This window comes from Agromyces sp. Y182, from assembly GCF_059445385.1.
Genome location: NZ_JCAIUF010000001.1, coordinates 2623403 through 2647873, shown reverse-complemented (window position 1 = coordinate 2647873; position 24471 = coordinate 2623403). Strand labels below are relative to the sequence as shown.

Genomic DNA, 24471 nt, shown 5'->3' with positions numbered 1-24471 from the left:
TAACGTCTGAAGGTCTCGATCTTGACTACCGCAGTACCCGAGTTGCATGGGAAGCGCTCGCAGCGCTCCATCCTCATCGCCCTCTCCGGGCTCGTCATGGGCATGTTCGTCGCAGTGCTCTCCGGCACCGTCGTGTCGACTTCCCTGCCCCGCATCATCGCCGACCTCGGTGGCGACCAGGCGGGGTATACGTGGGTGATCACTGCAAGCCTGCTCGCGACGGCTGTCTCGACGCCGATCTGGGGCAAGCTCAGCGACCTGCTCGATCGCAAGCTGCTGCTGCAGCTCTCACTCGGCCTCTTCACCCTGAGCACCGTCGCCGCCGGCTTCGCGCAGGACACGACCACCCTCATCGCGCTTCGCGTCGTACAAGGCATCGGCACCGGCGGCCTCATGTCGCTCGTGTTCGTGGTGATCGCGCTGATCATCAGCCCGCGAGAGCGCGGCAAGTACATGGGGCTCGTCGGTGGCATCATGGCCATCGCGACCATCGGCGGACCGTTGCTCGGCGGTGTCATCACCGACACCCTCGGATGGCGTGCGAACTTCTTCGTCAGTGTGCCGTTCGCGATCGCCGCGATCATCATCCTCCAGAAGACGCTGCGCCTGCCCCGCAACACCCGTAAGGTGCGCATCGACTACATCGGAGCTGCGCTGCTCGCCGTCGGCGTCTCGCTGCTCCTCGTCTGGGTCTCGATGGGCGGCAGCCAGTTCGAGTGGAACTCACTGCAGAGTTACCTCATGATCGGCGGTGCCGTTCTCGCACTGCTCGCCTTCATCTTCACCGAGTTCACAGTCGTCGAGCCGATCGTGCCGATGTCGCTCTTCAAGAACCGCACCTTCACCCTCGCGGTAGTGGCAAGCCTCGGCGTCGGTGTGGCCATGTTCTCCACGAGCGTGTTCCTCGCCCAGTATTTCCAGCTGGCTCGCGGAGCAAACCCCACCCAGTCGGGCCTGATGACCATCCCCATGATCGTCGGCCAGATGGTCGCCTCGATTCTCATCGGTCAGTTGATCAGCCGATTCGGCAAGTGGAAGCGTTGGATGGTCACCGGTTCCGTGTTGATGGTCATCGGTGCGACCCTGATGTCGACCCTCCGTTACGACACCGATTTCCTGTGGGTATCCGTCTTCATGGTGATCCTCGGTGCAGGCATGGGCATGGTCATGCAGAACCTGACACTCGTCGTGCAGAACGACACCCCCGCCGAACAGCTCGGTGCTGCCAGCTCCAATGTCAACTTCTTCCGCTCAGTGGCCGGTGCCATCGGAGTGACGGTCATGGGATCCATTCTGGCCAGCCAGGTGACCTCCCACCTCACCAGCTCGCTGGAGACCTTCGTGCCGAGTTCCCCCGCCGAGATCGATGCGCTGAAGGAACTCGGGACGGGCAGCCTGCCCAATGTCAGCGCATTGCCGGACGCCGTCCGGGTACTCGTGGAATCGGCATACGGCACTGGCATCGCGGATGCGTTCATCGTCGCCATCCCCTTCGTCGTCCTGGGCCTCATCGCGGTCATCTTCCTGCCCAACAAGACGCTCTCGACCAAGACCGCCAGTGAAACGCTGGCGGAACGAGCCGAAGAGACCGCGATCGACCTCGCCGAGGCCGAGATCGGCGCGCCTCTCACCGGCGCGATCGTCGTGGTGAACACGAATGCAGACCAGCGCGAGACGGAAGGACAGATCAGGTGACGAACGTGGCGAGCACCACGCCCGACAGCGATCTCGAGCAGACGATCGACGAGGTCGAGGAACAGCTCGGTGTCATCATCAGCCGTCTCCGGGCAGTCTGGAAGGAAGCTGCGGCCAGTATCCATCCCGACCTTCAGCCCGTCGGCTACAGGATCCTCGGCACGCTCGTGCGGCTCGGCGAGGCGAACGCATACGTGCTGGCAGAAGTGCTCGAGACCGACAAGAGCGTCGTGAGCCGCCAGGTGCGCATGCTCGAAGACGTCGGTCTCGTCGTGAGCCGCGCCGACGACAAGGATGGCCGGGCCCGCGTGCTGTCGGCCGCACCCGCGGCAGTCGAGCGGGTGCGGGCCGCCAGAACTCAGCAACAGGGTCGTTTACGCGACGTGCTCCGCAGCCATTCACAGGCGGAGGTCCGCGCGTTCGCGAAGATCCTCAGCATCCTCTGCGAGCCGTGACGAACACCGAACGCTCCTGCAACCCCTCGAACGTGGTGTCCTGAGACGCACGCTCGAGGGGTTGAGTTCGCTCAGGCGCTGCGCTGATATGCGCGGAAGGCGCGAGTCGCCACCCACGCGAGCACGGCCGTGAACGCCGCGAGCAGCCCGAGGTTGCTCCACACGCTCGCCCAGTCGGGGCTCGCGCCGAGCGCCTCGCGGCCCGCCACGACCGCCCACTCGAAGGGATTGAAGCGCGCGACCTCCGCAACCCAGTCGGCCGACAGGCTCGTGTCCATGAGCGCCGAGCTCAAGAACATGAGCGGGATCGTGATGAGTTGCGAGATACCGATCAGCACGTTCTGGTTGCGTGCGAGCAGTGCCGCCGCGTTCGACAGCGCCGAGAACGAGGCCGTGAGCAGCATTGCCGCGAGCAGCAGGATCAGGATGCCGCCGAGCCCACCCGCGAATCGCGCACCGCCGAGCCAGGCGACACCCAGCACGATGAGCGACTGCACGAGCGTGAGCAGTGCCTGGTATGCGAGCGTCGAGACCATCATCGCGCCGCGGCTCGTCGGCGAGGTGAGGAAGCGGTCCATGACGCCGCGTTCCATGTCCTGGATGTAACTCGTGCCCGCCCACGCGCTGCCGAACAACGCCATCATCATCACGATGCCGGGCGTCAGGAACTCGAGGTAGCTGTCGCCGCCCTCGAACCCCGGAATCTCGACGACGCTCGTGAAGAGCTGACCGAACAGCAGCAGCCAGATCAGCGGCTGCACGATGTTCATGACGATGAACGCCGGAATGCGCACCGCCGCGCGCAACTGCCGAAGGGTGAGATACGCGGTGTGCCGCAAGAAGTTCGGGCGTGCGTACGTCGGCGGCGCGGTGACGCGGGCGGGGCGGGTGATCGTGCTCATGATGCGACCTCCTCGAGCTCGGTGCGGACACCGACAGCGGAACCCTCGTGCGCCGAAGCGAACGAGTGCCCGGTGTGGGCGAGATACACGTCGTCGAGGCTCGGCCGCGAGACGGTCGCGGAAGCGACGGCGATGCCCTCGGCGTCGAGCGCCCCGAGCACGATCGGCAGCACCGCGCCACCGTCATCGGCTCGGGCGCGCACGGTGCGACCCTCGACGGCGACCTCGCGCAGCGCGCCGAGACTGCCGATCGCCTCGAGCACCCGGGCGACGACGGATGCCTCGTGGAATTCGATCACCACGGCATCGCCGCGCAGTTCGCTCTTCAACTGCTCGGGCGTGCCCTCGGTGACGACGCGTCCGGCGTCGACGATCGCGAGCCGGCTTGCGAGCCGATCGGCCTCTTCGAGGTAATGGGTCGTCAGCAGCACGGTCATGCGCTCCTCACGGGACATCCGCTCGATCTCGGCCCACATCTCGGTGCGCGCCTCGGGGTCGAGACCTGTCGTGGGCTCGTCGAGGAAGAGCACCTGCGGGCGGTGCATGAGCCCGATGGCGACGTCGAGCTTGCGCGCCATGCCGCCCGAATACGTCTTCACCTGCCGGCGCGACGCACTCGTGAGCGCGAAACGCTCGAGCAGCTCTTCGGCGCGGGTGCGTGCGGCGCGGGTCGACATGCCGTGAATCTGCCCGGCCAGCACAAGATTCTCGATTCCCGTGTCCATGGGGTCGGACACCTGCTTCTGCGCGACGAAGCCGATCGCGCTGCGCACCCGCTCGGGGTGGCGGCGCACATCGATGCCGGCGACGAATGCCGTGCCGGAATCGGCGCGAGCGAGGGTCGAGAGGATCTTGACCGTGGTCGACTTGCCGGCGCCGTTCGGACCGAGCAAGCCGAAGACGGTGCCCGCCTCGGCCTGGAATGTGAGCCCGTCGAGGGCCCGGAGCTGCGGCTGGCCGCGCCCCTGCGAATAGGTCTTGACGAGATCGACGGCCGCGAGGGCCATCCCGTCGGGTGATGCAGCCATGAGGCTCTCCTTCGGTGGGGAGCCGTTCGGTCGTGAGATGCGGCCGATAGAATGGCGGCACGCACTGGGGTGGATTCGACTCACGTTGAACGACTCGGTTGCGAGATGGCTCGGGTGTTGCCGCATCCGGGCCATCGATCTGTGTACTGGTCAGTGCTCTGGTTCGGCCGCTCCTTCCGCGATGTATCGGGCGAGCTGCGACTCGATCTCCTCGGCGGTCGCGCCGGCGGCCATCAGCTCGTGCATGGCCTTCCACGCGTCGAGGCCGCCGAGCTCGCCGGCCTCGAGTCGGTCGAGCATCGCGGCGACGAAGTCGCGCTCGGCGCGGATCATCGCGACGCGATAGTGGAACTCGACGAGGAAGAGTTCGGGAATCGCGAGCCCAGCCGACTGCTCGGCGATGGACGCCCGCTGCGCGATCTCGGCATCGAGTCGCTCGAGTCGCTCGCGCAGCAGGGCGCTCGCCTCTTCGGGCGCGAGTAGCGCGATGAGCGAGAGCCCGGTTTCGAACGCCGGGTACTCCTTGACGGGTACGGCGATGAGCTCGCGCATCCAGTCGTGGGCCTCGGCCCGGCCGGCGTCGGTGATCGCGTAGACGATGCGTTCGGGGCGATTGCCCTCGCGCTCGACCCGAGCCTCTTCGATGAGGCCGTGCTTCTCGAGCGACTTGATGATCGCGTAGAGCGAGCCGAAGTTGAGGCGGATGCTGTCTTCTTTGCCGCGCTCACGCAGCGTGGTCGTGATCTCGTAGGGGTACATCGGGCGCTCCCACAGGCTCGACAGCACCGCGAGTGCGAGCGGGTTGCTCACGGGTCGACGCGACATACTCACCTCCAAATACTTCATTCAGAGTATATCGTGAGTTGAGCTTGGTCAAGAGCCACCACCGCTGGTCGAGTAGCGAGCGCAGCGAGCGAATCGAGACCCCGGCGAGGGTCTCGATACGCGTCCTGCTGCGTCGGGCGCTACTCGATCGGCGTTGCTCGCCCCGCCATCAGGCCGAGCGTGTCGACGACCCGGTTCGCGAACCCCCACTCGTTGTCGTACCAGGCGACGACCTTCACGTGACGCCCGTGCACCCGCGTGAGTTCGGCGTCGTAGACGGATGACGCCGGGTTGCCGACGATATCGGTGGAGACGAGCGGATCCGACGAGTACTCGAGCACGCCCGCGAGCCGGCCCGTCGCCGCGCTCCGGTAGGCCTCGTCGAGCTGTTCGAACGTGACCTCCCGCTCGACGGTCACGGCGAGTTCGACGAGTGATCCGACGGGCACCGGCACGCGCACCGAGTCACCCACGAGACGTCCGTCGAGGCGCGGCAGCACGAGCCCGATCGCCGAGGCCGCGCCCGTCGTGGTCGGTGCGATGTTGATCGCCGCCGCCCTTGCACGGCGCAGGTCGCGGTGCGGGGCGTCGTGAAGGTTCTGCTCCTGCGTGTAGGCGTGCACCGTCGTCATGAAGCCCGCCTCGATCAACGCCGTCTCATCGAGCACCTGGGCGAGGGGCGCGAGCGCGTTCGTCGTGCACGATGCGTTCGAGACGATGTCGTGCACAGCCGGATCGTACGACTCATGATTCACGCCGAACGCGATCGTCACGTCAGCCCCCTTCGCCGGCGCACTCACGAGCACCTTCGCGGCACCGGCGTCGAGGTGTCGACGCGCGTCACCGGCAGCGGTGAAGCGACCCGTCGACTCGAGCACGAGGTCGACGCCGAGCTCGGCCCACGGCAGCCGCTCAGGCTCGCGCTCGGCGAGCACCGTGAGCTTCGCGCCGTCGACGATGAGGCCGTCGTCGACCACCTCGACCGGGCGGCCGAGGCGGCCGAGCGTGCTGTCGTACTTGAGCAGCTGCGCGAGCGTCGCAGGTGCGGCGAGGTCGTTGACCGCGACGATCTCGAAGTCGGTCTGGCGTTCGAGCGCGGCGCGGAAGACGTTGCGCCCGATGCGGCCGAAGCCGTTGATGGCGACACGGGTGGTCATGGTGGAACTCCCTCGATCAGTGTGTGTCCCACCACACTGGCGAGACGCTCGCGCCGCCGTCAGGTGCGCGGAAGACAGGTTCCGAAAGGATCGGGCCAGCCCGAGGCATCCGCCCGCCGATGAACGAAGCGGATGCCGCAGCGCCGGCGACCCCTGGCGGCTGCCGCGTCGGCCGCTGCGCCGCCCCTACGCCGCCCCTACGCCGCCGAGTCGGCGAACGTCTTGCGGTAGTCGCTCGGCGAGGTGCCGAGGATGCGCCGGAAGTGCAGGCGCAAGTTCGCACCGGTGCCGAGGCCGACGCGCGCCGAGACCTGGTCGACCCCGAGGTCGGTGCCCTCGAGCAGTTCGCGGGCGAGGTCGACCCGGGCGCGAAGCACCCATTGCAGGGGGGTGTAGCCGGTGTCTTCGACGAACCGGCGTGCGAAGGTGCGGCTCGAGACGCGAGCGTGACGGGCGAGGTCGGCGACCGTCAGCGGCTCGGCGAGTCGCGTGAGCGCCCAGTGCCGCGTCGCGGAGAACACCTCGCCGAGCGACTCCGGCACGGAGCGGGGTACGAACTGGGACTGTCCGCCGCTTCGGTACGGCGCCGCGACAAGCCGCCGTGCGACGTCGTTCGAGAGCCGCACCCCGTGGTCGCGCCGGATGAGGTGCAGGCACACGTCGATGCCGGCCGCGACGCCCGCTGAGGTCAGGATCTGCCCCTCGTCGATGAACAGCACGGTGCCGTCGACCTGCACCCGCGGGTAGCGGCGGGCGAGTTCCTCGGCACTTGCCCAGTGCGTGGTCGCGCGTCTGCCGTCGAGCAGGCCTGCCTCGGCGAGCGCGAATGCGCCCGTGCAGATCGAGACCACGCGGGCGCCGCGCTGATGCGCGGCCCGCAGTGCATCGAGCACTCGAGGGTCGACATTGCCACCACGCGGCCGGTAGCCGGGAACGATGATCGTGTCGGCGTCGTCGAGCGCCTCGAGCCCGTGCTCGACGTGGAACGCGAGGCCGTCGCGCGAACTCACCCGCCCCGCGGTGACCCCGCACATGCGCAACTCGTAGGGCAGCCAGTCTCGGGGGTGGAAGACCTGCGCCGGGATGCCGACGTCGATCGGCACGGCGCCCTCGAGTACGAGGACCGCGACCCTGTGGTGCTGCATCAGCTGCTCCTCGCCCGTCTCGACCGTGCCACCCGTCCAGCTTGCGCGACACCGCTCGCTCGGGCAACTGGCGCGAATGCCACGCATCGAAAGATTCCTGCCACCGAGCGTTGCGAGATCTGGTGCGGGGTCTCGCACCCCGTCGGTCGAGAAGCGAGCGTACCGAGACCCGACACATGGGTTCTCGATACGCGTCCTTTGGCGTCGGGCGCTACTCGACCAGCGATGCCGGCTTCAGCCGGTCACCTCGCGACCACGGCCAGCAACGCCTCACCGTAGGCCTCGCGCTTCTTGGCGCCGATGCCGGTGATGCCGTCGAGGCCGTCGAGGCTCGTGGGCTTGGCCACCGCGACTGCTCGGAGCGTCGCATCGCCGAACACGATGTAGGCGGGCACGCCCTGCTCACGCGCCTCCCCTGAGCGCCACGCTCGGAGCGCCTCGAAGAGCTCGGCCTGCGCCGGTTCGAGGTCGGCGGCCGCCGGTGCCGCCTTGGGCCCACGCGAGCGCGTCGCACGCTCGGGCTCGGTGCGCAGCTTCACGGCGCGCGTGCCCGAGAGCACCTCGGTCGCGGCATCGGTCACGTCGAGGGTGCCGTACTCGCCGTGCGTGGCGAGGAGGCCCTGGGCGAGCAGTTGCCGCGTGACTCCGCGCCACTGCTGGTCGCTCAGATCTTGGCCGATGCTCCAGGTGGAGAGGGCATCGTGGCCGTACTGGCGCACTCGCGGAGTCTCTTTGCCGCGCAGGATGTCGATGAGATGGCCGGCGCCGAACTTCTGTCGGCGCTCGCGCTGCAGGCGCACGATGGTCGACATGAGCTTCTGGGCGGGAACGGTGCCATCCCACGACGCGGGCGGCTCGAGGCAGGTGTCGCAATTGCCGCACGGTTCGCTCGGCTGCCCGAAGTAGCCGAGCAGGTTCTGGCGACGGCACTGCACGGTCTCGCAGAGGGCGAGCATGGCGTCGAGGTGTTGCGCGAGCCGGCGCCGATGCGCAAGATCGCCCGGGCTCTCGTCGATCATGCGGCGCTGCTGCACGACGTCTTGTAGTCCATAGGCGAGCCACGCGGTGGCGGGGCCACCGTCGCGGCCGGCGCGACCCGTCTCTTGGTAGTAACCCTCGACCGACTTCGGCAGGTCGACGTGCGCGACGAAGCGCACGTCGGGCTTGTCGATGCCCATGCCGAACGCGATCGTCGCGACCACCACGACGCCGTCTTCGCGCAGAAAGCGCTCTTGCGTTCGGCGACGAACCCCGGCGTCGAGACCCGCGTGGTACGGCAGCGCGTTGACGCCGTGCTCGGAGAGGAATGCGGCGAGCTTCTCGGTGCTCGCCCGCGAGAGCGCATAGACGATGCCCGCGACGGCGTTGCCTTCGGCATCACGCCCCTCGGTGCGGATGAAGTCGAGCAGTTGCTTTCGCACCTCGAGCTTCGAGTCGATGCGGTACTGGATGTTCGGCCGGTCGAAGCTCGAGACGAAGTGCTTCGCGCCGCCGAGGCTGAGCCGCTCGGTGATCTCGCGATGCGTCGCATCGGTCGCCGTGGCGGTGAGGGCGATGCGGGGCACGTCGGGCCAGCGTTCGGCGAGCTCGGAGAGCGCGAGATAGTCGGGCCTGAAGTCGTGCCCCCACTGCGCGACGCAGTGCGCCTCGTCGATCGCGAAAAGGGCGACGGTGCCCTTCGCGAGGAACCGCTTCGTCTGTTCGCTGCCGAGCCGCTCGGGTGCTACGTAGAGCAGGTCGAGCTCGCCGGCGAGGTAGGCGCGCTCGACCTCGGCGCGCTCGTGCGACTGCTGGCTCGAGTTGAGGTACGCCGCGCGCACGCCGTTGCGCTTGAGCGCGTCGACCTGATCGTGCATGAGCGCGATGAGCGGCGAGACGACGATGCCCGTACCCTCGCGAAGGAGCGACGGGATCTGGTAGCAGAGGCTCTTGCCGCCGCCGGTCGGCATGAGCACGACGGCGTCACCGCCACGCGCGAGCTGCTCGATGATCTCAGCCTGCTCGCCGCGGAAGCTGTCGTACCCGAAGACGGTGTGGAGCGCCTCGCTCGCTGTCTCGAACCGAGCCGGAGCCGCGCTCGCTGAGCCTGTCGAGGCGAACCCGCCGGCCCGGTTCCCTTCGACGGGCTCGGGGAACGGGGCGTCGGAGAACGGGGCGTCGGGGAACGGCGAATGCGGCGGTGCCCACTCGTCGTCGGGGGGTGGAGCGAGTTCATCGGGATCCCACGGGACCTCGTCGGCCCAGTCGGGTTCCGCGTTCGAGCTCATCCGTCGAGTGTAACGAGCGCCGCTGACGGCGCAGCCACCGGAGCCGAGCCGCCGGGCGCATTCGGCGACAGCTGCGCCCGTGGAGGACGAGTCCGTCACTCGCGATGCGCAACCGCGAGCGGGGCAGCGGTCATGCGACCACCGCCCCGCTCATCGGTCGAGCCTGCTCGGCTACCAGATGAGGATCGGCACTCCGAACGCCGTCGAGTCGGCGTACGGAGACGCACCGTCGAAGCTCGAGCGGAGCACGTGCAGCCCTCGCGACAGGGTCGGCAGCTTCACGGTGAACCGGCCCTTGTCGTTCGCGGTGATCTCGACGGTGGCGATCACCTTCGAGCCATCGCTGATCGTCAGGGTGCCGACCGGCTTGGAACCATCGAGAGCGAAGACCTGACCCTTGTACTGCACAGCGGATCCGGCCCTGGCGATGAGCTTGTTCGGCACACCGAGCACGAACGTTCCGACCTCGTCGACCACCGGCGCCTCGATCGTGATCGGCACGTCGATGCTCGTGCCGGTCGAAGCCACCGAGATGGTCAACAGCTGCGCACCCTCGATGCCCTCGGGGATGGTGATCGCAACGGTCGCGCGACCGACCTCGTCGGTCGTGTTCACGAGCGTGCGGTCGACGGGAGCCGTACCCAGCACCGTGTCGCCGATCGAGACCGAGACCTCGCCGGCCGCGACCTCGTTCGTCGAGAAGTCGAGCGAGCTGAGTGCGAGCGAAAGGGTCTCGCCGGGCACGTAGGCCGAGCCGTTGGCCGGCGCCGGCAACACGAGCCCCACCGAGCGCTGCGCGACATCGGGCGTCGCCGAGCCGTTCGCCGCGAACCAGTCGACCATGGACTGCAGGTCGACCTTTCCGGTGTCGGCGCGGTTCGTGCCGTCACGCAGGGTGAGGAAGTTGTCGCCGCCCGTCGAGAGGAACGAGTTCACGACGACGCGGTAGGTGGCCGCAGGGTCGATCTCGGCGCCGTTCAGGAGCACGTGCGTGACGCGCGAGCCGACCGCGGCCGTCGGGTCGTAGACGACCTCGACCTCCTTGTTCACACCGAGCTTCAGGAACGGCCGCGACGAGCCGCCGGGCTGCCACTGCTCCTCGAGCACCTGCTTGACCTGCGCACCCGTGAGGTCGAGCGTCACGAGCGTGTTCGCGAAGGGCTGCACGCCCGCGGCCTCTTGGAACGTGACGTTGCCGTCGGGGTCGCCCGCGTTGCTCGAAGCGAACTTCAAGTCGGTGCGCATTCCACCCGGGTTCATGAACGCGATGTCGGCCGCGGCGTCTTGCTGCACGGCCCACAACTGCACATCGGCGACGAAGTTGCCGAGCGTCGATTCGCCGCCCCGGTTCTCGTCGAGGATGACATTGCCGTTCGCGTCGAGCACCGGGTTGCCGTTCACGTCGAGACGCGGGTGTCGAGCCCGATTGAAGTCGGCCGTGATGTCGCCGACCTTCTCTTTGCCGAGCACATCGGAGACGGCCTTCGCGTCGGCGACGATCTGCTCGACGGCAGGCACCGCCGGGTAGAGCGGAGTAGCGCCGTTCATGAGCGGCTTCAGCTCATTGGTGATCGAGAGCAGCTCTTTCGTGATGGGGTTCACCTGGATCTTCATGAGCCCGAACTGCTCGCCGTACTGCCCCGCCGAGACGACCGGACGGCCGTCGACGATGTGGTTGTACGGCAGGTGCGTGTGCGCCGAGACGATGGCCGAGACATCCGGATCGACGCCCGCGACGATCCCGGCGAACGCGGAACCGTCGCTGAGGCTCGCGATGTCGGTCGTCGTCGCGCCCTCGTGCACGAGCAGGATCAGCACGTCGGCCTCGCCGTTGGCGGTGTCGCCGTCGGTGAGGTCCGCTGCGACCGCGTTGACCGAGTCGACCACGCTGCGCACCTGCAGCTCGGCGATGCCGCCCGGGCTCACGAGCGCCGGCAGCTCTTCGGTGACCGCTCCGATGAAGCCGACCGTGACGCCCTCGAACGTCTCGGTGTAATAGGGCGCGAGCGCGGTGTCGTCCGAGTCGCCGAGGAACACGTTCGAGCTGATGTACTCCCAGTCGGCGCGAGGCACGACTCGGTCGCGCAGGTCGGCCCAGCCACCGTCGAACTCGTGGTTGCCCGCGGCGCTCACATCGAGACCCGCGGCGTTGAGCGCGTCGATGGTCGGGTTGTCCTTCTGGATGAAGGACGTGAACGTCGAGGCGCCGATGAGGTCGCCCGCGGCCGCGAACACCGTGTTCGGGTTCTCAGCCCGCACCTGCTCGACGGCCCCGGCGAGCACAGCTGCACCTGCAGAGGGTGCGATCTGTTCGATGCGACCGTGGAAGTCGTTGATCGTCACCACGTCGATGTCGACGACGTCTTCGAGCTCGGCCGTGTCGATGCCGATGAGGGTCGGGTCGTGGTCGCTCGACCGGTAGACCGAACCGTCGTCGGCCGCAGCATCCGCGTACTCGCGCTCACCCCACTCGGGTGCATTGATCGCCCAGCGGCCGATGCCCGTGACCGCCTCGAGACCCTCGGCGTTGCCGAGCGCGTGGTCGAGCGAACCGAGCTCGCCGTCGAAGGTGTAGGTGTACTCCCCCGCAGCGAGCGCCGGAAGCAGGTCGGTGTAGCCGGCCCCGGTCAGCACCTGGATCGGGTCCTCCTGCGCGTACGAGTTGAAGTCGCCGAGGAGGAAGACCTCACCCGCTTGCTCGGCGAGTTGGCCGGCGAGCGTGAGCAGCGACGTCGCCTGCGCGACGCGATCGGCGTTGAAGTGCCCCTGGCCGTCGGCCGGCTCCGCGCCGCTGCCGCTCTTGGACTTGAAGTGGTTGGCGATCACGGCGAGGTCGGTACCGTCGGCGAGCTCGAACGCCTGACCGATCGGCTCTCGGGCATTGCCCCAGACCGACTCGTCGACGATCGTCTGAGCTTCACCCTTGGGCGTCACGACGTCGGATCGGTAGATGATTGCGCTCTGGATGACGTCGGTCGTCGCCGGCGTGAGGACCACCGGGGTGGGCACGAAGTCCCAGACCTCGGAGCCTTCGGCCTCGTTGAGCGCGGCGACGAGGGTTGCGATGGCCTCGTCGGCGACACCGTCGAGCTTCAGCGAGTTCTCGATCTCTTGCAGGGCGACGATCTCGGCGTCCATCGCGCCGATCGCCTCGACGATCTTCTCCTCTTGGAGCGCGAACGCCTCGGCGGTGGCTGCGCCGCGCGCTGCCGGGTTCTCACTCGTCAACGTGGTGAAGTAGTTGAGCACGTTGAAGACGCCGATCTGCACGTCGCCGCCGACCGCGGGGGCTTCGGTCGGGCGCTCGTTCAGGGTCTCGAACGTGGGCTTGACCGAGGCGTCGCTCGTGCTGTCGATCGGCGTCGTCGGCTGCAGGCGCCAGGCGTTGAACCCGTAGCTGAGCACGTACGGCGTCGCGGGCAGGATCGCCCGGTCGCCGTTGCGGACGATCGTGTCCTCGGTGAGGTACGGCTGGTCGTTCAGGTGTTCGGCCGCATCGGCGCGAGTGTTCCAGCCGTCGTCGAGCACGAGCAGCCTGCCGCGGTTCGCGGCGGCGATCTCGGTGGCGGCGGGGCCGGCGTCGACCTGTTCGGTGCTCTTGACGGGAAGCGTGTCACCGGCGGCGAGCCAGAGCGAACCGAAGCTCGCGGCCTCGTGGGTGCTCGAGACGAGGTACGACCCGGTCGGCGCGACGAGCATGCTCTCGAGCGACTCGCGAGCCGTTCCGACGGTCGTGTCGGGCAGCGGCGTCGCGGCCGGGACCCCGACACCGGGCGTGACGATCTCGACGCCCGTCGCGCTCGTCGTGATCTCGGTGAGTCCGAAGTACTCGCTGACGGTGCCCGTCACGCGAACGAGGTCTCCGACCTCGCCGACGGCGGGCATGCCGAAGACGAAGACGCCATCGGAGGCGTCGGGCGCCTCGTCGGCGACGACCGTCTGGATGGTCACGCCGTCGTAGCTGCCGCTGGAACGGTGGTCTGCGGTGATGACGCCCTCGACGATGACCGCCTCGCCGTCGAGCGGACTCACGTCGCCGGCGCCCTGCACCTCGCCGATCGTCGCCTCGGTCGCAACTGGAGGCTCGGTGTCGCCACCGGAGCCCTGCGGCGTCACGGTCTCTGAGAACGTGAAGTCGCCCGAGTTGTCATCGGTGTCGGCGAAGTCGGTGCGCACGATGCTGCCGGGCGTCGAGTTCGAGCCCTGGTAGGCGGCCGGTGCTCCCTCGAAGTTCAGCGAGGTGCCGTAGCCGACGTAGTCGACCACCTGCGCGTTGTTCACGATCGACCCGGTGCCCGGGTTGATCGCAGCGGCGACGTTCGCGAGGTAGAGCGAACCGGTGGTGCCGCTCGGGGCGACGGTGAACGAGGCGTCGGTCTCGGGGAGCGCTGCACCGTTCGTGCCGTTGCTGTTGAGGCCGATCAGGTAGTAGCCGTTCGGCGCGATCTCGCCGGTGAGCGCGCCGATGCCGCTTGCGACACCGGTGCTCGTCGCCGAGCGGTACTGCAGCGACCAGCCGGCGAGCGACACGGCGGAATCGGTGGGGTTGTACAGCTCCACGAACTTGTTCGTGAACGGCTGGTTGGCACTGCCGCCCCGCGCGTACACCTCATTGATGACGACGCCGGAACCGTCGACCGCGGCGACGGCCGGCGGTGCGCCGAGGAGGCCGACGACGAGGGCCCCGACAGATACGGCCGAGACGGCCGCGAGACGTTGGATGGTGCGGCGACGATGCATGACTCTCCCTGAACGGTCGGGTACCCCGCGGTGCCGCCGCGATCATGCGCAGACGCCGGGGGCCATTGCCACGTAGCCTATGGCTGGCCGGTGACGCTGCCAAGAGGTCGATGACCAATGACCGGCCTGATTTCACGCAGTGTTCACGGATGCCGCACAGAAGAGCACGCGGCATCCGCTCTGCTGCTCGGATGAGCATGTCGGCACCTGTCGTTACGCTAAGACGACCATGCTCACGGCCGTCTTCTCGCTCACCGGGGCGCTCGTGTTCGGTGCGGCGGACTTTCTCGGCGGCCTCGCCGCGAAGCGCATCAGCGCAATGCTCGCCACCGCGGTGGCCGCGATCAGCGGGTTCGTGGTGCTCGCGGCCGCCTACCCGTTGCTGGGCGGCGCGTGGGGTGCCCACGACGTGCTCTGGGGCGTGCTCTCAGGGGTCAGCGGCGCCGTCGCGATCTCCCTGCTGTACGCGTGTCTCGCGATCGGACCGATGTCGATCCTCTCGCCGCTCACGGCCGTGGTCTCGGCCATCGTGCCGATGCTGTGGGGGCTCGTCACCGGCGAGCGGCTCGCGGCGCTCGGATACTGGGCGCTCGGCCTCGCGCTCGTCGCGGTCGTGCTCGTCGGCTTCGTGCCCGAGAAGGGCGCGGTGCGCCCGAGCCTCCGCGGCATCCTCATGGCCATCGGCTCCGGCATCGCGATCGGCGGCTTCTACATCACGATCGACCAGACCTCCGACGAGAGCGGCGTCGTGCCGCTGCTGCTCAACCGCGGGGTCACCGCGGTCATCATGTTCACCGTCGTCGGCGTAGTCGCCTTGATCGCGGTGGGGCGGCGGCGCGCCGCTCCCGCGACGGTTCCGACCTCGTCAGCAGGCGAGCGGATGCCGCAGCAGACGTCGATCGCCGCCGGAATCCGACTCGCGATCGCCTGCGGAGTCGTCGACGTCATCGCGAACGGCCTGCTGCTCGCGGGCATCAGGGCGGGCGACCTATCGGTCGCGGCCGTGCTCGGGGCGATGTACCCCGCGGGCACCATCCTGCTCGCGGCGATCGTGCTCAAGGAGCGCATCGCCCCGGTGCAGTGGGGCGGCCTCGTGCTCGCTCTCGCAGCCGCGGGCATGCTCGCGCTCGCGTGACCGCGTCAGAGGCGCACGACCTCGGTCACGCGCACGACGGCGGCGCCCTCCTCGGCGGAGGCATCGAGGTCGACCTCAGCCCGGATTCGCCAGTCGTGATCGCCGGCCGGGTCGTCGATCGTCTGCTCGACGCGCCACATTCCCTCTGCGGCATCCGTCTCGTCGATCGTGACCAGCCGGGGTGAGCGGGCCGCGGGCCCGACGCCGATCGCATCGTGTTCGTCATAGTACCGGTCGAGCGCTTCGGACCAGTCGACCTCGGGGTCGAGTTCGGCGAGGTCTTCATCGCGCTGGAGCGCGGCGAGCTGCACCCGGCGGAAGAGCTCGTTGCGCACGAGCACGGTGAACGCGCGCCGGTTGGTCACCACCGAGGGTGGGGCCGGCGGCACGACCGCGGTCTCGTCTTCGGGCAGGTGCGCCGACGGGTCGATGAGCTCGTTCCACTCGTCGACGAGGCTCGAGTCGACCTGGCGCACGAGCTCGCCGAGCCACTCGATGATGTCGAGCAGCTCTTCGTTCTTCGCCTCGGTCGGCACGGTCTGGCGAATCGCCCTGAACGCGTCGGAGAGATAGCGCAGCACGAGCCCCTCACTGCGCGCGAGCTGATAGAAGCCGATGTATTCCCCGAACGACATGCTGCGCTCGAACATGTCGCGCACGACGGACTTCGGCGAGAGCTCGAAGTCCCGCACCCACGGCTGGCTCGAGGCGAACACCTCGAACGACTGCGCGAGCAGCTCGTCGAGCGGCTTCGGCCACGTGACCTGCTCGACGAGCTCCATGCGCTCGTCGTACTCGATGCCCTCTTGCTTCATGCGGCCGATGGCTTCGCCGCGAGCCTTGAACTGCTGCTGCGAGAGGATCGGCCGCGGGTCGTCGAGTGTCGATTCGATGACGCTCACGACGTCGAGCGCGTAGTGACCCGTGCCGACGCCGCTCTCAGCGGTGGCGTCGGGTTCGGGGTCGAGCAGGTCGATCGCGGCGAGCGCGAACGGCGACAGCGGCTGGTTGAGCGCGAAGTTCGGTTGCAGGTCGACGGTGAGGCGCACGATCGGCATGCCGGGTCTCGATACGCGTCCTTCTTCGTCGGGCGCTACTCGACCAGCGGAAGGGGCGCGTCCCGGTCCCTGAGCTTGTCGAAGGGCGTCGGGCGCCCCTCGATCAACAGAGTCCGCGGGCAGCAGTTCGACGACGCCCGCGTCGCGCAGCGTGCGGAAGATCTCGAGCGCGCGGCGGGCGAGCTCGAACTGCCGAGCCCGCGGTTCGTGGTTGTCGAACACGAGCGAGCGGATGTCGCCGATCACGTCTCCCCCGCGCCCGATGACGTTGATCAGCATCGCCGCGGTGAGCTTCAGTTGCGGCACGAGCGGCTCGGGCTCGGCGACGACGAGCCGGTCGAACGAGGCCTCGCCCCACGTGATCTGGCCGGCCGGCGCCTTCTTGCGCACGATCTTCTTGATCTTCTTGGGATCGTCGCCCGCCTTGCGGACGGCGGCGTCGTTCTCGATCTCGTGCTCGGGCGCGAGCACCACGACGGTTCCCGCGGTGTCGTAGCCGGCCCGGCCGGCCCGCCCCGCGATCTGGTGGAATTCGCGGGCGGTCAGCTGCCGCATCCGCTGCCCGTCGAATTTCACGAGCGCGGTGATGAGCACCGTGCGAATCGGCACGTTGATGCCGACGCCGAGCGTGTCGGTACCGCAGATGACGCGAAGCAGCCCGCGCTGGGCGAGCGTCTCGACGAGTCGGCGGTAGCGCGGCAGCATGCCCGCATGGTGCACGCCGATGCCCGACCGCACGAGTCGCGAGAGGGTCTTGCCGAACGCGGTGTTGAAGCGGAACCCACCGAGCGCATCGGCGATCTCATCGCGCTGCTCGCGCGTGATGACACGGATCGAGGAGAGCGCTTGCGCCCGCTCCATCGCGGCGGCCTGCGAGAAGTGCACGATGTAGACGGGCGCCTGCCGGGTCTCGATGAGCTCCTCGACCGTCTCCTGCACCGGCGTCTTCGCATATGAGAAGTGCAGCGGCACCGGGCGATCGACGCCCGTGACGAGCGCCGTCTCACGCCCCGTGCGCCGCTTCAGGTCTGCGGCGATCGCGGTGACGTCGCCGAGCGTCGCCGACATGAGGATGAACTGCGCCCGGTGCAGGGTGAGCAGCGGCACCTGCCACGCCCAGCCGCGGTCGGGGTCGCCGTAGTAGTGGAACTCGTCCATCACGACCTGGTCGGCGTCGGCGTCGGGCCCGTGACGCAGGGCGAGGTTCGCGAGGATCTCGGCGGTGCAGCAGATGATCGGAGCATCCGGGTTCACCGAACTGTCGCCCGTGACCATGCCGACGTTCGCCGCGCCGAAGATCTCGGCGAGCTGGAAGAACTTCTCGCTGACGAGTGCCTTGATGGGCGCCGTGTAGTAACTGCGACCGCCTTGAGCGATGGATGCCGCGTGGGCGGCCACTGCGACGAGCGACTTGCCGGTACCCGTGGGCGTCGAGAGGATCACGTTCGCGCCCGAGACGATCTCGATGATCGCCTCGTCTTGCGCGGGATACAGCGAGAGTCCGCGGCCCTCGGCCCACTCGACGAAGGCGTCGTACATCGCATCGGCGTCGTACGGGCTCGGGGCGAGCTCAAGCAGGGTCGGGGTCACCCGTCGAGTCTGTCACGCGGTCGGGCCGTGCTCGCCCTCGTTCGCAGCGGGCTCGCCCGCGGTTCACACGACGGGCGCGAAGTCGCGCCCGAGGCGGTCGAGCTCGTCGCGCTCGGCGGGCTCACGCCCTGCGGGCTCGGGCGTCGCGCGCCCCACAGGCGCCGGCATCGCGGACGCGGTCAGCACGACGGCGGGCACGGTCGACGACGACCACTCGACGGTGCCGTGCTCGAAGCATCCGCGCTGCAGCCCCGTCTCGGGATCGAGTTCGACGTCGCGCACAGGAAGCCCGAGCGGCGAACGCTCCCAGCCGAGCAACGCCCAGATGTCGCGCACCATGCCGTACACGATCGCGGGTCCGTGCGCGGAGGTCCAGTAGATGGAGCCGCCCTCGAAGTGGGCGAACCCGCCGGCGGGGCCACCGTGCTCCGACGCGGCGAGGTGCTGCTCGTCAGTCGTCGGGAAGCCGAGGAACGAGTTCTCGCCGCCCGCCGCGTGCCAGTGCTCCGCGACCAGCCCGTGCACCTCGTGCGCGCCGGTGCGTTCCGACCAGTAGACGGCCCCGCCCTCGTACTCGCGGCGGTACATCTCGCCGGCACCGATGCGCGTGTGCGGTGCGGTGGCATCGCCGAGCCACGGGTGCTCGGCGCGCTTCATGCTGATCGCCGGCACCGCGAGCAGCAACTGGTTGGCGGCGCCGTAGCGCACCGCGGTGCGGAAGTCGCTCCAGCTCAGGGCACGGTCGAGGTGCGTCGAGCGGAGCTCGGTGCGGGCCGCGCGGGCGGGCCCGTGGCCGTAACGTGCGAGCCGCGTCATCCGTTCAGTCATCGCCCGATCTCTTCTCTGCCGTGTGCGCCGTGCGACGCCGGAAACGGGGGAAGCCGGCCTGCACCTCGTGTTGAAACTCGGTGCTGACCGGCTATCCGATCGCCACTCCGCGGTGACAGTTCCCCCTGCGGCCCATGGAGCGGTGATCGGTTCCCACGATATGAAGGGCTTGGATGCCGCGGATCAGGGTTAGCCCTGAACTTCGAGTCGTCCCGTCAGGGCCGGCACTGACGGCGATCTCCTCGACAGCACAGGCGACACGGGGCGGGTCGAGCCGCTAGCGTTCGCTCAGAACAACTCGCCCGAGGAGAATCCATGCGGATCGCACCCAGCCCCACGCCAGAGTCACCCGCCCCCGACGAGTCGCCCGCACCGCCTCCTCCGGCCCCTCCCGGCGACGGTGCGGAAGGTGGGAGCGGGGGCGGCTCGAGCAACCGCGAGCGCTCGGGCGGGGCGAGCGGCGGCGACTCCGCGCCGGCCGACACCAGCGCCGTCGATGCCGGCACCTTCGACCGTGCCCTCGTGGTCGTGCACGGCATGGGCAACGCCTATCGCAGCCAGATTCTGCTCGAGTGGGCCGAGCCGCTGCTCGGCCGCATGGATTGGCTCGCCCGCGACCGCGTGATCGGCGGCGACGAACGCCACGGCGTCGAGATCCACGAGTCGGACCTCTCGGGCGAGGTGCCGATCGTCACGGCGACCGTGCGCTACCCGGGCCCGCGGGCGCAGGCGAGTGGCGAGCCATCCGACCCCGACGACGACGTGCTCCTGAAAGTCGCGATCCTCGAAGCGCGCTGGTCGGAATCGTTCGTGCCGATGAGCCGCGGGCAGGTCTTCCAATGGGCCGTCGTGTTCATGTGGCGCACCATCTGGCGCGTGCTCGACCTGTTTCTCGGCACCATGGTGCTCGTGCCGTGGTACACGCTCGTGCGTCACGTGACGAAGTCGCCCGACGAGCCCCGCGAACTGCCGCGGGTCCTCGACCTCGTCATCGACCTCATCAGGCTCGTCGTCTGCACCATCGCCTTCGTCGTGACCTGGGTCTTCCTCGTGCTGCTCGCGGCCGTGCTCACGCCGATCCTGCCGCTCATCAGCCCGCTGCTCATCATCCCGTGGTTCAAGGACCTCGCACAGGGAGCCATCGACGGCGTCATCGAGTCGATCGGCGACGTCGCGGCGTGGAAGGAGAAGCCGCTGCGCGCCTCCGCCATGCGCCTGGTCGTGCGCAACGCCCTGGCACGCGCCAAAGAACTCGTCGGCGACGGTGACGTGCACCTCTTCGCACACTCGCAGGGCGCGGCCGTGGCGACGTTCGCCCTCTTCGAGGAGCTCGAGCCGAGCGACTACAACGTCAGGCGTCTCACCACGGTCGGAGCGGCGGTCGTGCTGCTCGGCCGCGAGAGGTGGCTCGGCCGGTCCGACGAGTACCGGCCCGTCGCGAAGTGGATCGAGCGCAACGACGGCGTCGGCGACGAGAAGAAGAAGGTGCAGTGGGCGAACCACTGGGCGATCTGGGACCCGTTCTCGGCCGGCCCGATCGCCGACACTGCACCCGGTCGTCGCGAGCGCTGGCGCAACGCGTACTTCCCCGGCGCCGCGACCGCAATGGGGCCCGAGGAGCACGCCGTGCACAATACGAGCCAGCCGTTTCTCGATCACTCCGCCTACTTCGAGAACACCGTCCAGGTGGTCGAGCCGACAGCGCGGCACCTGCTGGGCTCCGAGTTCCCCGCCGCGCCCGCTTCGGTCGCCTATGTCGAGAACCGGCTGTCGGTGATCGACAAGAAGTCGCTCGGCATCAACATGCTCGCCTCCGTCGTGATCGCCGCGATCCTGCCCGGACTGCCCGGCGTCTACGCAGCCTTCGCGACGGTCGCGAGCTGGGTCGCCGGAGCGATCGGCTTCATGATCGGCGTGTTCCCCGGCGGGCAGGACGTCGCGGAGGCCGTGCCCGCCACGATCGCCTCCGCTTCGTTCTTCACGGATCCGGCCGGACTCAACCCGTGGAGCTGGCTCGTCGCATCGGGGCTCACCCTCGCCGTGCTCATCTGGCTGAATCAGTTGCTCGCCGGCGCGACCCGCCGCTCGCGCGAATGGGACCGCTGCCCGATCGAGCCGCGCCACTGGCTGAGGCTCAGCTCGATTCCGCGATTCTTCTACGTCCTGGGCGCGTTCGTCTGCATCTGGTTCGCGATCTTCGCGTGGAGCAAGCCGTCGCTCGGGTGGATGGTCGTCGACACCGTGATCCTCATCATCGTCGCGGTGTTCGTCTTCGTGGAGCCGCTCTACGCGCCGGTTCCGGTCGTCGTCGCCGCTCGCACCGATGACACGGCGGCGGGCGACCCGACGATCCTGTCGAGCACTCGGCCGATGAAGCTCCGCGATGCGGTGCGCACCGAGGAGTTCACGCGCGACCTCGCGCGACGCCGCGAGCTGCTCGACCCGCAGGGCTGGCGCGCGCAGCTCTGGGCGCGCTGGTTCCACCACTGGAGCGCGCACTCGACGCCGGCCGCGCCGCCGCCCGCGAGGGCCGAGTAGCAGGGGCCGGAGCTGTGATCTTCGGTGCTCTTCGGCGGCATTCTGTGATCTCTAGTTGGCGCATCGGGCTGGACAACAAAATGGCCGGATCTTTCAGATCCTCCAGGGACCGGTGACGCGTGAGTCCGGCAGGTAGACGCAGTAGGTCCCCGTCCGGATGACCCGCTCGAGGTGCTCGCCCAGCGGCGGGTCATACTGACGAATCCGGACCATGGCATGGCGGACCGCCCGGGTCACGCTGACGCGGGCGCGTTCCGACGCGGAACCGGCGCGCCGGCCACGCCCGCTGAGCCCGTAAGCGCGCGACAACTCGCGGATGAGGAAGTCACGTTCCGCCTCGGCCTGGACAACGCGTCCGCTGTCTCTCATGAGTCGGGCCTCCTCGAGGTCTTCATCGATCTCCGCAAGCCGCCGACGGTAGGCGTTCTTGGCCTGGGGGTCGAGCAGCGCACCGGCGTCCCCCCACCCGGAAGTCGTCAGCTCCGGATCACGCGTACCGGGATGAGTCGCGGCTGGATCCACCCCGCTCGCCACGAGGTCGAGCACGTGAAACTCCCGACCGGGATGCGCAATGAGCCGCGCGAGATAGTGCAGGCCCTTCAAATCTCGCAGCGCAATCGTGTGTTCCTCGAACGTGATGGACCAGTAGTCGCCCTCTTGGCGAAAAGCGTTGGGGTCGTTCTTGCGGTCACCGACTTGCCGCGTCCCCACGGCCGACGGATCCGCCTCTGGTGGGGTGCCGGCCACGAGCCACGGGCCATGTGCAAGCGCGGTGCGCGCCAACGCGACCTCGTGGGGAGCCCCCACCAGGCTCCACAGACGGACGGCAGTCTGGAACGCATGCCGGGCCCCGGACAACTCGCCGGCCGCCAGCCGCACCCGCCCGTCTGCCATTGCCGCACTGGCCGCCAGTGCCCTGCTCTCGAACAATGCGGCTACCCGCGCAAGTTCGTCAGCCGCGCCGCGGGCAGCGACGAGGTCTCCAGCCGCCACCTCGATCTCGACCCGCGCGGCCAGTAGCGGAGCCCGGCGCAGGTCGGTGTTCGGCGGCAGCTCCCTGGAAGGGACGGTCAGCGGATGTTCGAGCGAGTCTCGGATGGACGCTGCCGCCAAGGCCACGTCACCCTGCGCCAGTCGCACCTGCGCCAGTCCCGGCTCCGGATCCCACCCGGCCTCGCGAGCTGCGAGAAACGCTTCCTCCGCACCACGGAGATCGCCCATCTGGAACCGCACGCGGCCCAATTCGGTGAGCGGCCACCCGAACTCGCGCCGGAGGTAGGGCCGGAGCTCTGCACAGGCCTCCAGTGCCACCCGCTCCGCCTCGGCGGACTCCCCACGCAGCCGCAGGATCTCGGCACGGTGGACGCGGCAGCGCCCGTGAATGCTGCCGATACCGTATCCGTGGCTCCACCGCTCCATGGCCTCCGTCCACTCCTCGGCGAGGTCGTGCTGAGCGAGCCCCTGGAGCATGCACACGAGCTCGCAATAGACCATCCCCGTCGATAGGGCATCGAGTTCCCCGGAGATGGTGGCCACCGCTGCTTCGTCGACGAGTTCGAGGCCCCGGCGGACGTCACCCTCCAGGATCACGGCATGCGCCTCTGCCACTCTGCCGAGGGCGGCCGCGGCCGGGTTGCAGGCCGATCCCACCGCGACGGCCCGGCTGGCCCATTCGCCGGCGGCACGGACGTCGCCCATCATCAGGCGCTCGTAGCTCTTGATAACTGCCAGCCATGCATGGATCGGCGTCTCGTCGTGCCCCACGAGAAGTCGCTCCGCCCGCTTGACCCACCCGCGGATCGGCGCCATCAGTGCGGTGTCCATCAGGAGGTGCAGGGCGACTCGAGCCGCCGCGCCGGCCGCCGCGACGGGATCGCCGAGGCGCACAGCCTCCGCATGCGCACGTTCCCACGCCTCAATCGTCACGTCGAGATGACCGGCGGCGTACGCGACCTCGGCCAGAAGCCCGAGGTCGTCCACCGAAAGCCGGACGCGCTCGTCCACACCGACGAGCAGGTCGTACGCCTGCGACCAGTCACTGCTCGAAGCTGCCTCGCGCGCCTGCTCCACCAGCACCGTTTCGGCTCCGTCGTACATCGCTCACCGATCTGCAGGCATGCCCGCTCCGACCCGACCCCGGGCGTAACGCCGAGGGCTACCCCGGTAACAGACTTCCTCACGCCATAAGGGTTATCAAGCCCGATCCCTGACAAAAGGACACCCCACGAGCCGGGAGACGGGCCAATCACAAGGAGACATCCAATGAACACGAACACGACGCAGTTGCCACAATCAGGCACGGCGCAGACGAACGGGCAGGTGCTCTATTACGAGGTCCACGGTGAAGGACCTGTGCTCGTTCTGGTGATGGGGATCGGATACGACTCCTCGCTCTGGACGCTGGCACAGGTCCCGGCCCTTTCCACGCAGTTCCGGGTGGTCCTGGTCGACAACCGCGACTCCGGCCGCAGCTCGAAAGCCAGCCACCCCTACGACATTGCAGACATGGCAGATGATCTCGCCGGCCTGCTCGACGCCTTGGGGATTCAGCGGACCCACCTGTTGGGGCTGTCCATGGGCGGGATGATTGCCCAGGAGTTCGCGCTGCGACACCCGGACCGGCTGGATCGGCTGGTCCTCACCGGGACGGGAGCAGCACCGGCACGAAGCGCCGTCGATCCGATCCAAATCTGGAGCTGGGTCAAGGCGAACGACGCGACCGGGCAGGTGTTTGGCGGCCAGCAACTCGCGTCGCTGTTCTCCACGGCCTTCCTTCGGAACCACGAAGCGGTAAAGGACACCACCGCGCTCCTGGCAAGCAATCCATATCCGATGGGTCCCGAGGCGTACGGGCGACAGGCGAATGCCTACCTGCAGTTCGATGCCCTACGGCGGCTGGGCGCAATCACAGCCCCTACCCTTGTCGTCGTGGGTGAGCAGGACCTGCTGACACCACCCTGGATAGCGCACGAGGTTGCCGATGCGATCCCCGGCGCACGGTTCAAGGTCATCCGAGGAGACGGGTCCTCGCACGTGGTGCCGATCGAGCGCCCCGACGACTTCAACCGCCTCGTTTCGGACTTCCTCGCCGAGTGACTCACCCGTCGC

15 protein-coding genes are annotated in these 24471 nt (G+C 68.6%); 5 read left to right on the top strand and 10 right to left on the bottom strand.

Annotated features, from left to right (window positions below):
- Positions 1-21: 21 nt before the first annotated feature.
- Together AC1C2R_RS12130 and AC1C2R_RS12125 are read left to right on the top strand one after the other, a co-directional pair.
- Positions 22-1695 carry a DHA2 family efflux MFS transporter permease subunit gene (locus tag AC1C2R_RS12130; protein WP_495380095.1) on the top strand — a complete coding sequence of 558 codons (1674 nt, stop codon included), beginning with the start codon at positions 22-24 and terminating at the stop codon, positions 1693-1695.
- Between the two features lie 5 nt (positions 1696-1700).
- Complete coding sequence (locus AC1C2R_RS12125) at positions 1701-2150, top strand: MarR family winged helix-turn-helix transcriptional regulator (RefSeq protein WP_495380094.1); 450 nt, start codon at positions 1701-1703, stop codon at positions 2148-2150.
- A gap of 71 nt (positions 2151-2221) precedes the next feature.
- Here the strand turns inward: AC1C2R_RS12125 and AC1C2R_RS12120 are convergent, their stop codons facing one another.
- From AC1C2R_RS12120 to AC1C2R_RS12090, 7 genes are all read right to left on the bottom strand, one after another.
- Complete coding sequence (locus AC1C2R_RS12120) at positions 2222-3052, bottom strand: ABC transporter permease (protein WP_495352743.1); 831 nt, start codon at positions 3050-3052, stop codon at positions 2222-2224.
- Positions 3049-4080, bottom strand: coding sequence for an ATP-binding cassette domain-containing protein (locus AC1C2R_RS12115; RefSeq protein WP_495352742.1), 1032 nt, complete (start codon positions 4078-4080; stop codon positions 3049-3051). Before AC1C2R_RS12115 ends, AC1C2R_RS12120 begins: the two co-directional genes overlap by 4 nt.
- Before the next feature lie 150 nt (positions 4081-4230).
- Positions 4231-4905 carry a PadR family transcriptional regulator gene (locus AC1C2R_RS12110; protein ID WP_495380093.1) on the bottom strand — a complete coding sequence of 225 codons (675 nt, stop codon included), beginning with the start codon at positions 4903-4905 and terminating at the stop codon, positions 4231-4233.
- A gap of 140 nt (positions 4906-5045) precedes the next feature.
- Entirely contained in the window at positions 5046-6062 is a 1017-nt protein-coding gene (gene gap, locus AC1C2R_RS12105) for a type I glyceraldehyde-3-phosphate dehydrogenase (RefSeq protein ID WP_495380092.1), read from the bottom strand.
- 197 nt (positions 6063-6259) lie between these two features.
- Positions 6260-7207 (bottom strand): GlxA family transcriptional regulator, encoded by a 948-nt coding sequence (locus AC1C2R_RS12100; RefSeq protein ID WP_495380091.1) that lies wholly within the window; start codon positions 7205-7207, stop codon positions 6260-6262.
- A gap of 242 nt (positions 7208-7449) precedes the next feature.
- Positions 7450-9474: a DNA helicase RecQ gene (recQ, locus tag AC1C2R_RS12095; RefSeq protein ID WP_495380090.1), complete on the bottom strand. Its 2025-nt coding sequence runs from the start codon at positions 9472-9474 to the stop codon at positions 7450-7452.
- A 171-nt stretch (positions 9475-9645) separates the two neighbouring features.
- Positions 9646-14214, bottom strand: a complete 4569-nt coding sequence (locus tag AC1C2R_RS12090) for an ExeM/NucH family extracellular endonuclease (RefSeq protein ID WP_495380089.1) — start codon at positions 14212-14214, stop codon at positions 9646-9648.
- 229 nt (positions 14215-14443) lie between these two features.
- Between AC1C2R_RS12090 and AC1C2R_RS12085 the strand changes: the two genes are divergently transcribed.
- Positions 14444-15349, top strand: a complete 906-nt coding sequence (locus AC1C2R_RS12085) for an EamA family transporter (RefSeq protein WP_495380088.1) — start codon at positions 14444-14446, stop codon at positions 15347-15349.
- A 5-nt stretch (positions 15350-15354) separates the two neighbouring features.
- Here the strand turns inward: AC1C2R_RS12085 and AC1C2R_RS12080 are convergent, their stop codons facing one another.
- Both AC1C2R_RS12080 and AC1C2R_RS12075 read right to left on the bottom strand, forming a co-directional pair.
- On the bottom strand, positions 15355-17946 hold the full coding sequence (locus tag AC1C2R_RS12080) for a DEAD/DEAH box helicase (protein ID WP_495380404.1): 2592 nt from the start codon (positions 17944-17946) through the stop codon (positions 15355-15357).
- Positions 17947-18060: 114 nt separating this feature from the next.
- The gene (locus AC1C2R_RS12075; RefSeq protein ID WP_495352735.1) at positions 18061-18813 is read right to left on the bottom strand and encodes an LGFP repeat-containing protein; all 753 of its coding nucleotides are present in this window, start codon (positions 18811-18813) and stop codon (positions 18061-18063) included.
- A 327-nt stretch (positions 18814-19140) separates the two neighbouring features.
- Here AC1C2R_RS12075 and AC1C2R_RS12070 point away from each other — a divergent pair, with 327 nt between their 5' ends.
- Positions 19141-21363, top strand: coding sequence for a hypothetical protein (locus AC1C2R_RS12070; protein WP_495380087.1), 2223 nt, complete (start codon positions 19141-19143; stop codon positions 21361-21363).
- 93 nt (positions 21364-21456) lie between these two features.
- On the opposite strand, the gene AC1C2R_RS12065 is transcribed toward AC1C2R_RS12070, so the two are convergent.
- Positions 21457-23460 (bottom strand): hypothetical protein, encoded by a 2004-nt coding sequence (locus tag AC1C2R_RS12065; protein WP_495380086.1) that lies wholly within the window; start codon positions 23458-23460, stop codon positions 21457-21459.
- A gap of 165 nt (positions 23461-23625) precedes the next feature.
- Between AC1C2R_RS12065 and AC1C2R_RS12060 the strand changes: the two genes are divergently transcribed.
- The gene (locus tag AC1C2R_RS12060; RefSeq protein ID WP_495380085.1) at positions 23626-24459 is read left to right on the top strand and encodes an alpha/beta fold hydrolase; all 834 of its coding nucleotides are present in this window, start codon (positions 23626-23628) and stop codon (positions 24457-24459) included.
- Positions 24460-24471: the final 12 nt, after the last annotated feature.

Excerpts from the sequence above, each read along its gene's own strand:
- AC1C2R_RS12110 (WP_495380093.1), bottom strand. The coding sequence starts at position 4,905 with ATGTCGCGTCGACCCGTGAGCAACCCGCTCGCACTCGCGGTGCTGTCG.
- AC1C2R_RS12100 (WP_495380091.1), bottom strand. The coding sequence starts at position 7,207 with ATGCAGCACCACAGGGTCGCGGTCCTCGTACTCGAGGGCGCCGTGCCG.
- recQ (WP_495380090.1), bottom strand. The coding sequence starts at position 9,474 with ATGAGCTCGAACGCGGAACCCGACTGGGCCGACGAGGTCCCGTGGGAT.
- AC1C2R_RS12090 (WP_495380089.1), bottom strand. The coding sequence starts at position 14,214 with ATGCATCGTCGCCGCACCATCCAACGTCTCGCGGCCGTCTCGGCCGTA.
- AC1C2R_RS12080 (WP_495380404.1), bottom strand. The coding sequence starts at position 17,946 with ATGTACGACGCCTTCGTCGAGTGGGCCGAGGGCCGCGGACTCTCGCTG.
- AC1C2R_RS12075 (WP_495352735.1), bottom strand. The coding sequence starts at position 18,813 with ATGACGCGGCTCGCACGTTACGGCCACGGGCCCGCCCGCGCGGCCCGC.
- AC1C2R_RS12115 (WP_495352742.1), bottom strand. The coding sequence starts at position 4,080 with ATGGCTGCATCACCCGACGGGATGGCCCTCGCGGCCGTCGATCTCGTC.
- AC1C2R_RS12060 (WP_495380085.1), top strand. The coding sequence starts at position 23,626 with ATGAACACGAACACGACGCAGTTGCCACAATCAGGCACGGCGCAGACG.
- AC1C2R_RS12065 (WP_495380086.1), bottom strand. The coding sequence starts at position 23,460 with ATGTACGACGGAGCCGAAACGGTGCTGGTGGAGCAGGCGCGCGAGGCA.
- gap (WP_495380092.1), bottom strand. The coding sequence starts at position 6,062 with ATGACCACCCGTGTCGCCATCAACGGCTTCGGCCGCATCGGGCGCAAC.
- AC1C2R_RS12070 (WP_495380087.1), top strand. The coding sequence starts at position 19,141 with ATGCGGATCGCACCCAGCCCCACGCCAGAGTCACCCGCCCCCGACGAG.
- AC1C2R_RS12085 (WP_495380088.1), top strand. The coding sequence starts at position 14,444 with ATGCTCACGGCCGTCTTCTCGCTCACCGGGGCGCTCGTGTTCGGTGCG.
- AC1C2R_RS12120 (WP_495352743.1), bottom strand. The coding sequence starts at position 3,052 with ATGAGCACGATCACCCGCCCCGCCCGCGTCACCGCGCCGCCGACGTAC.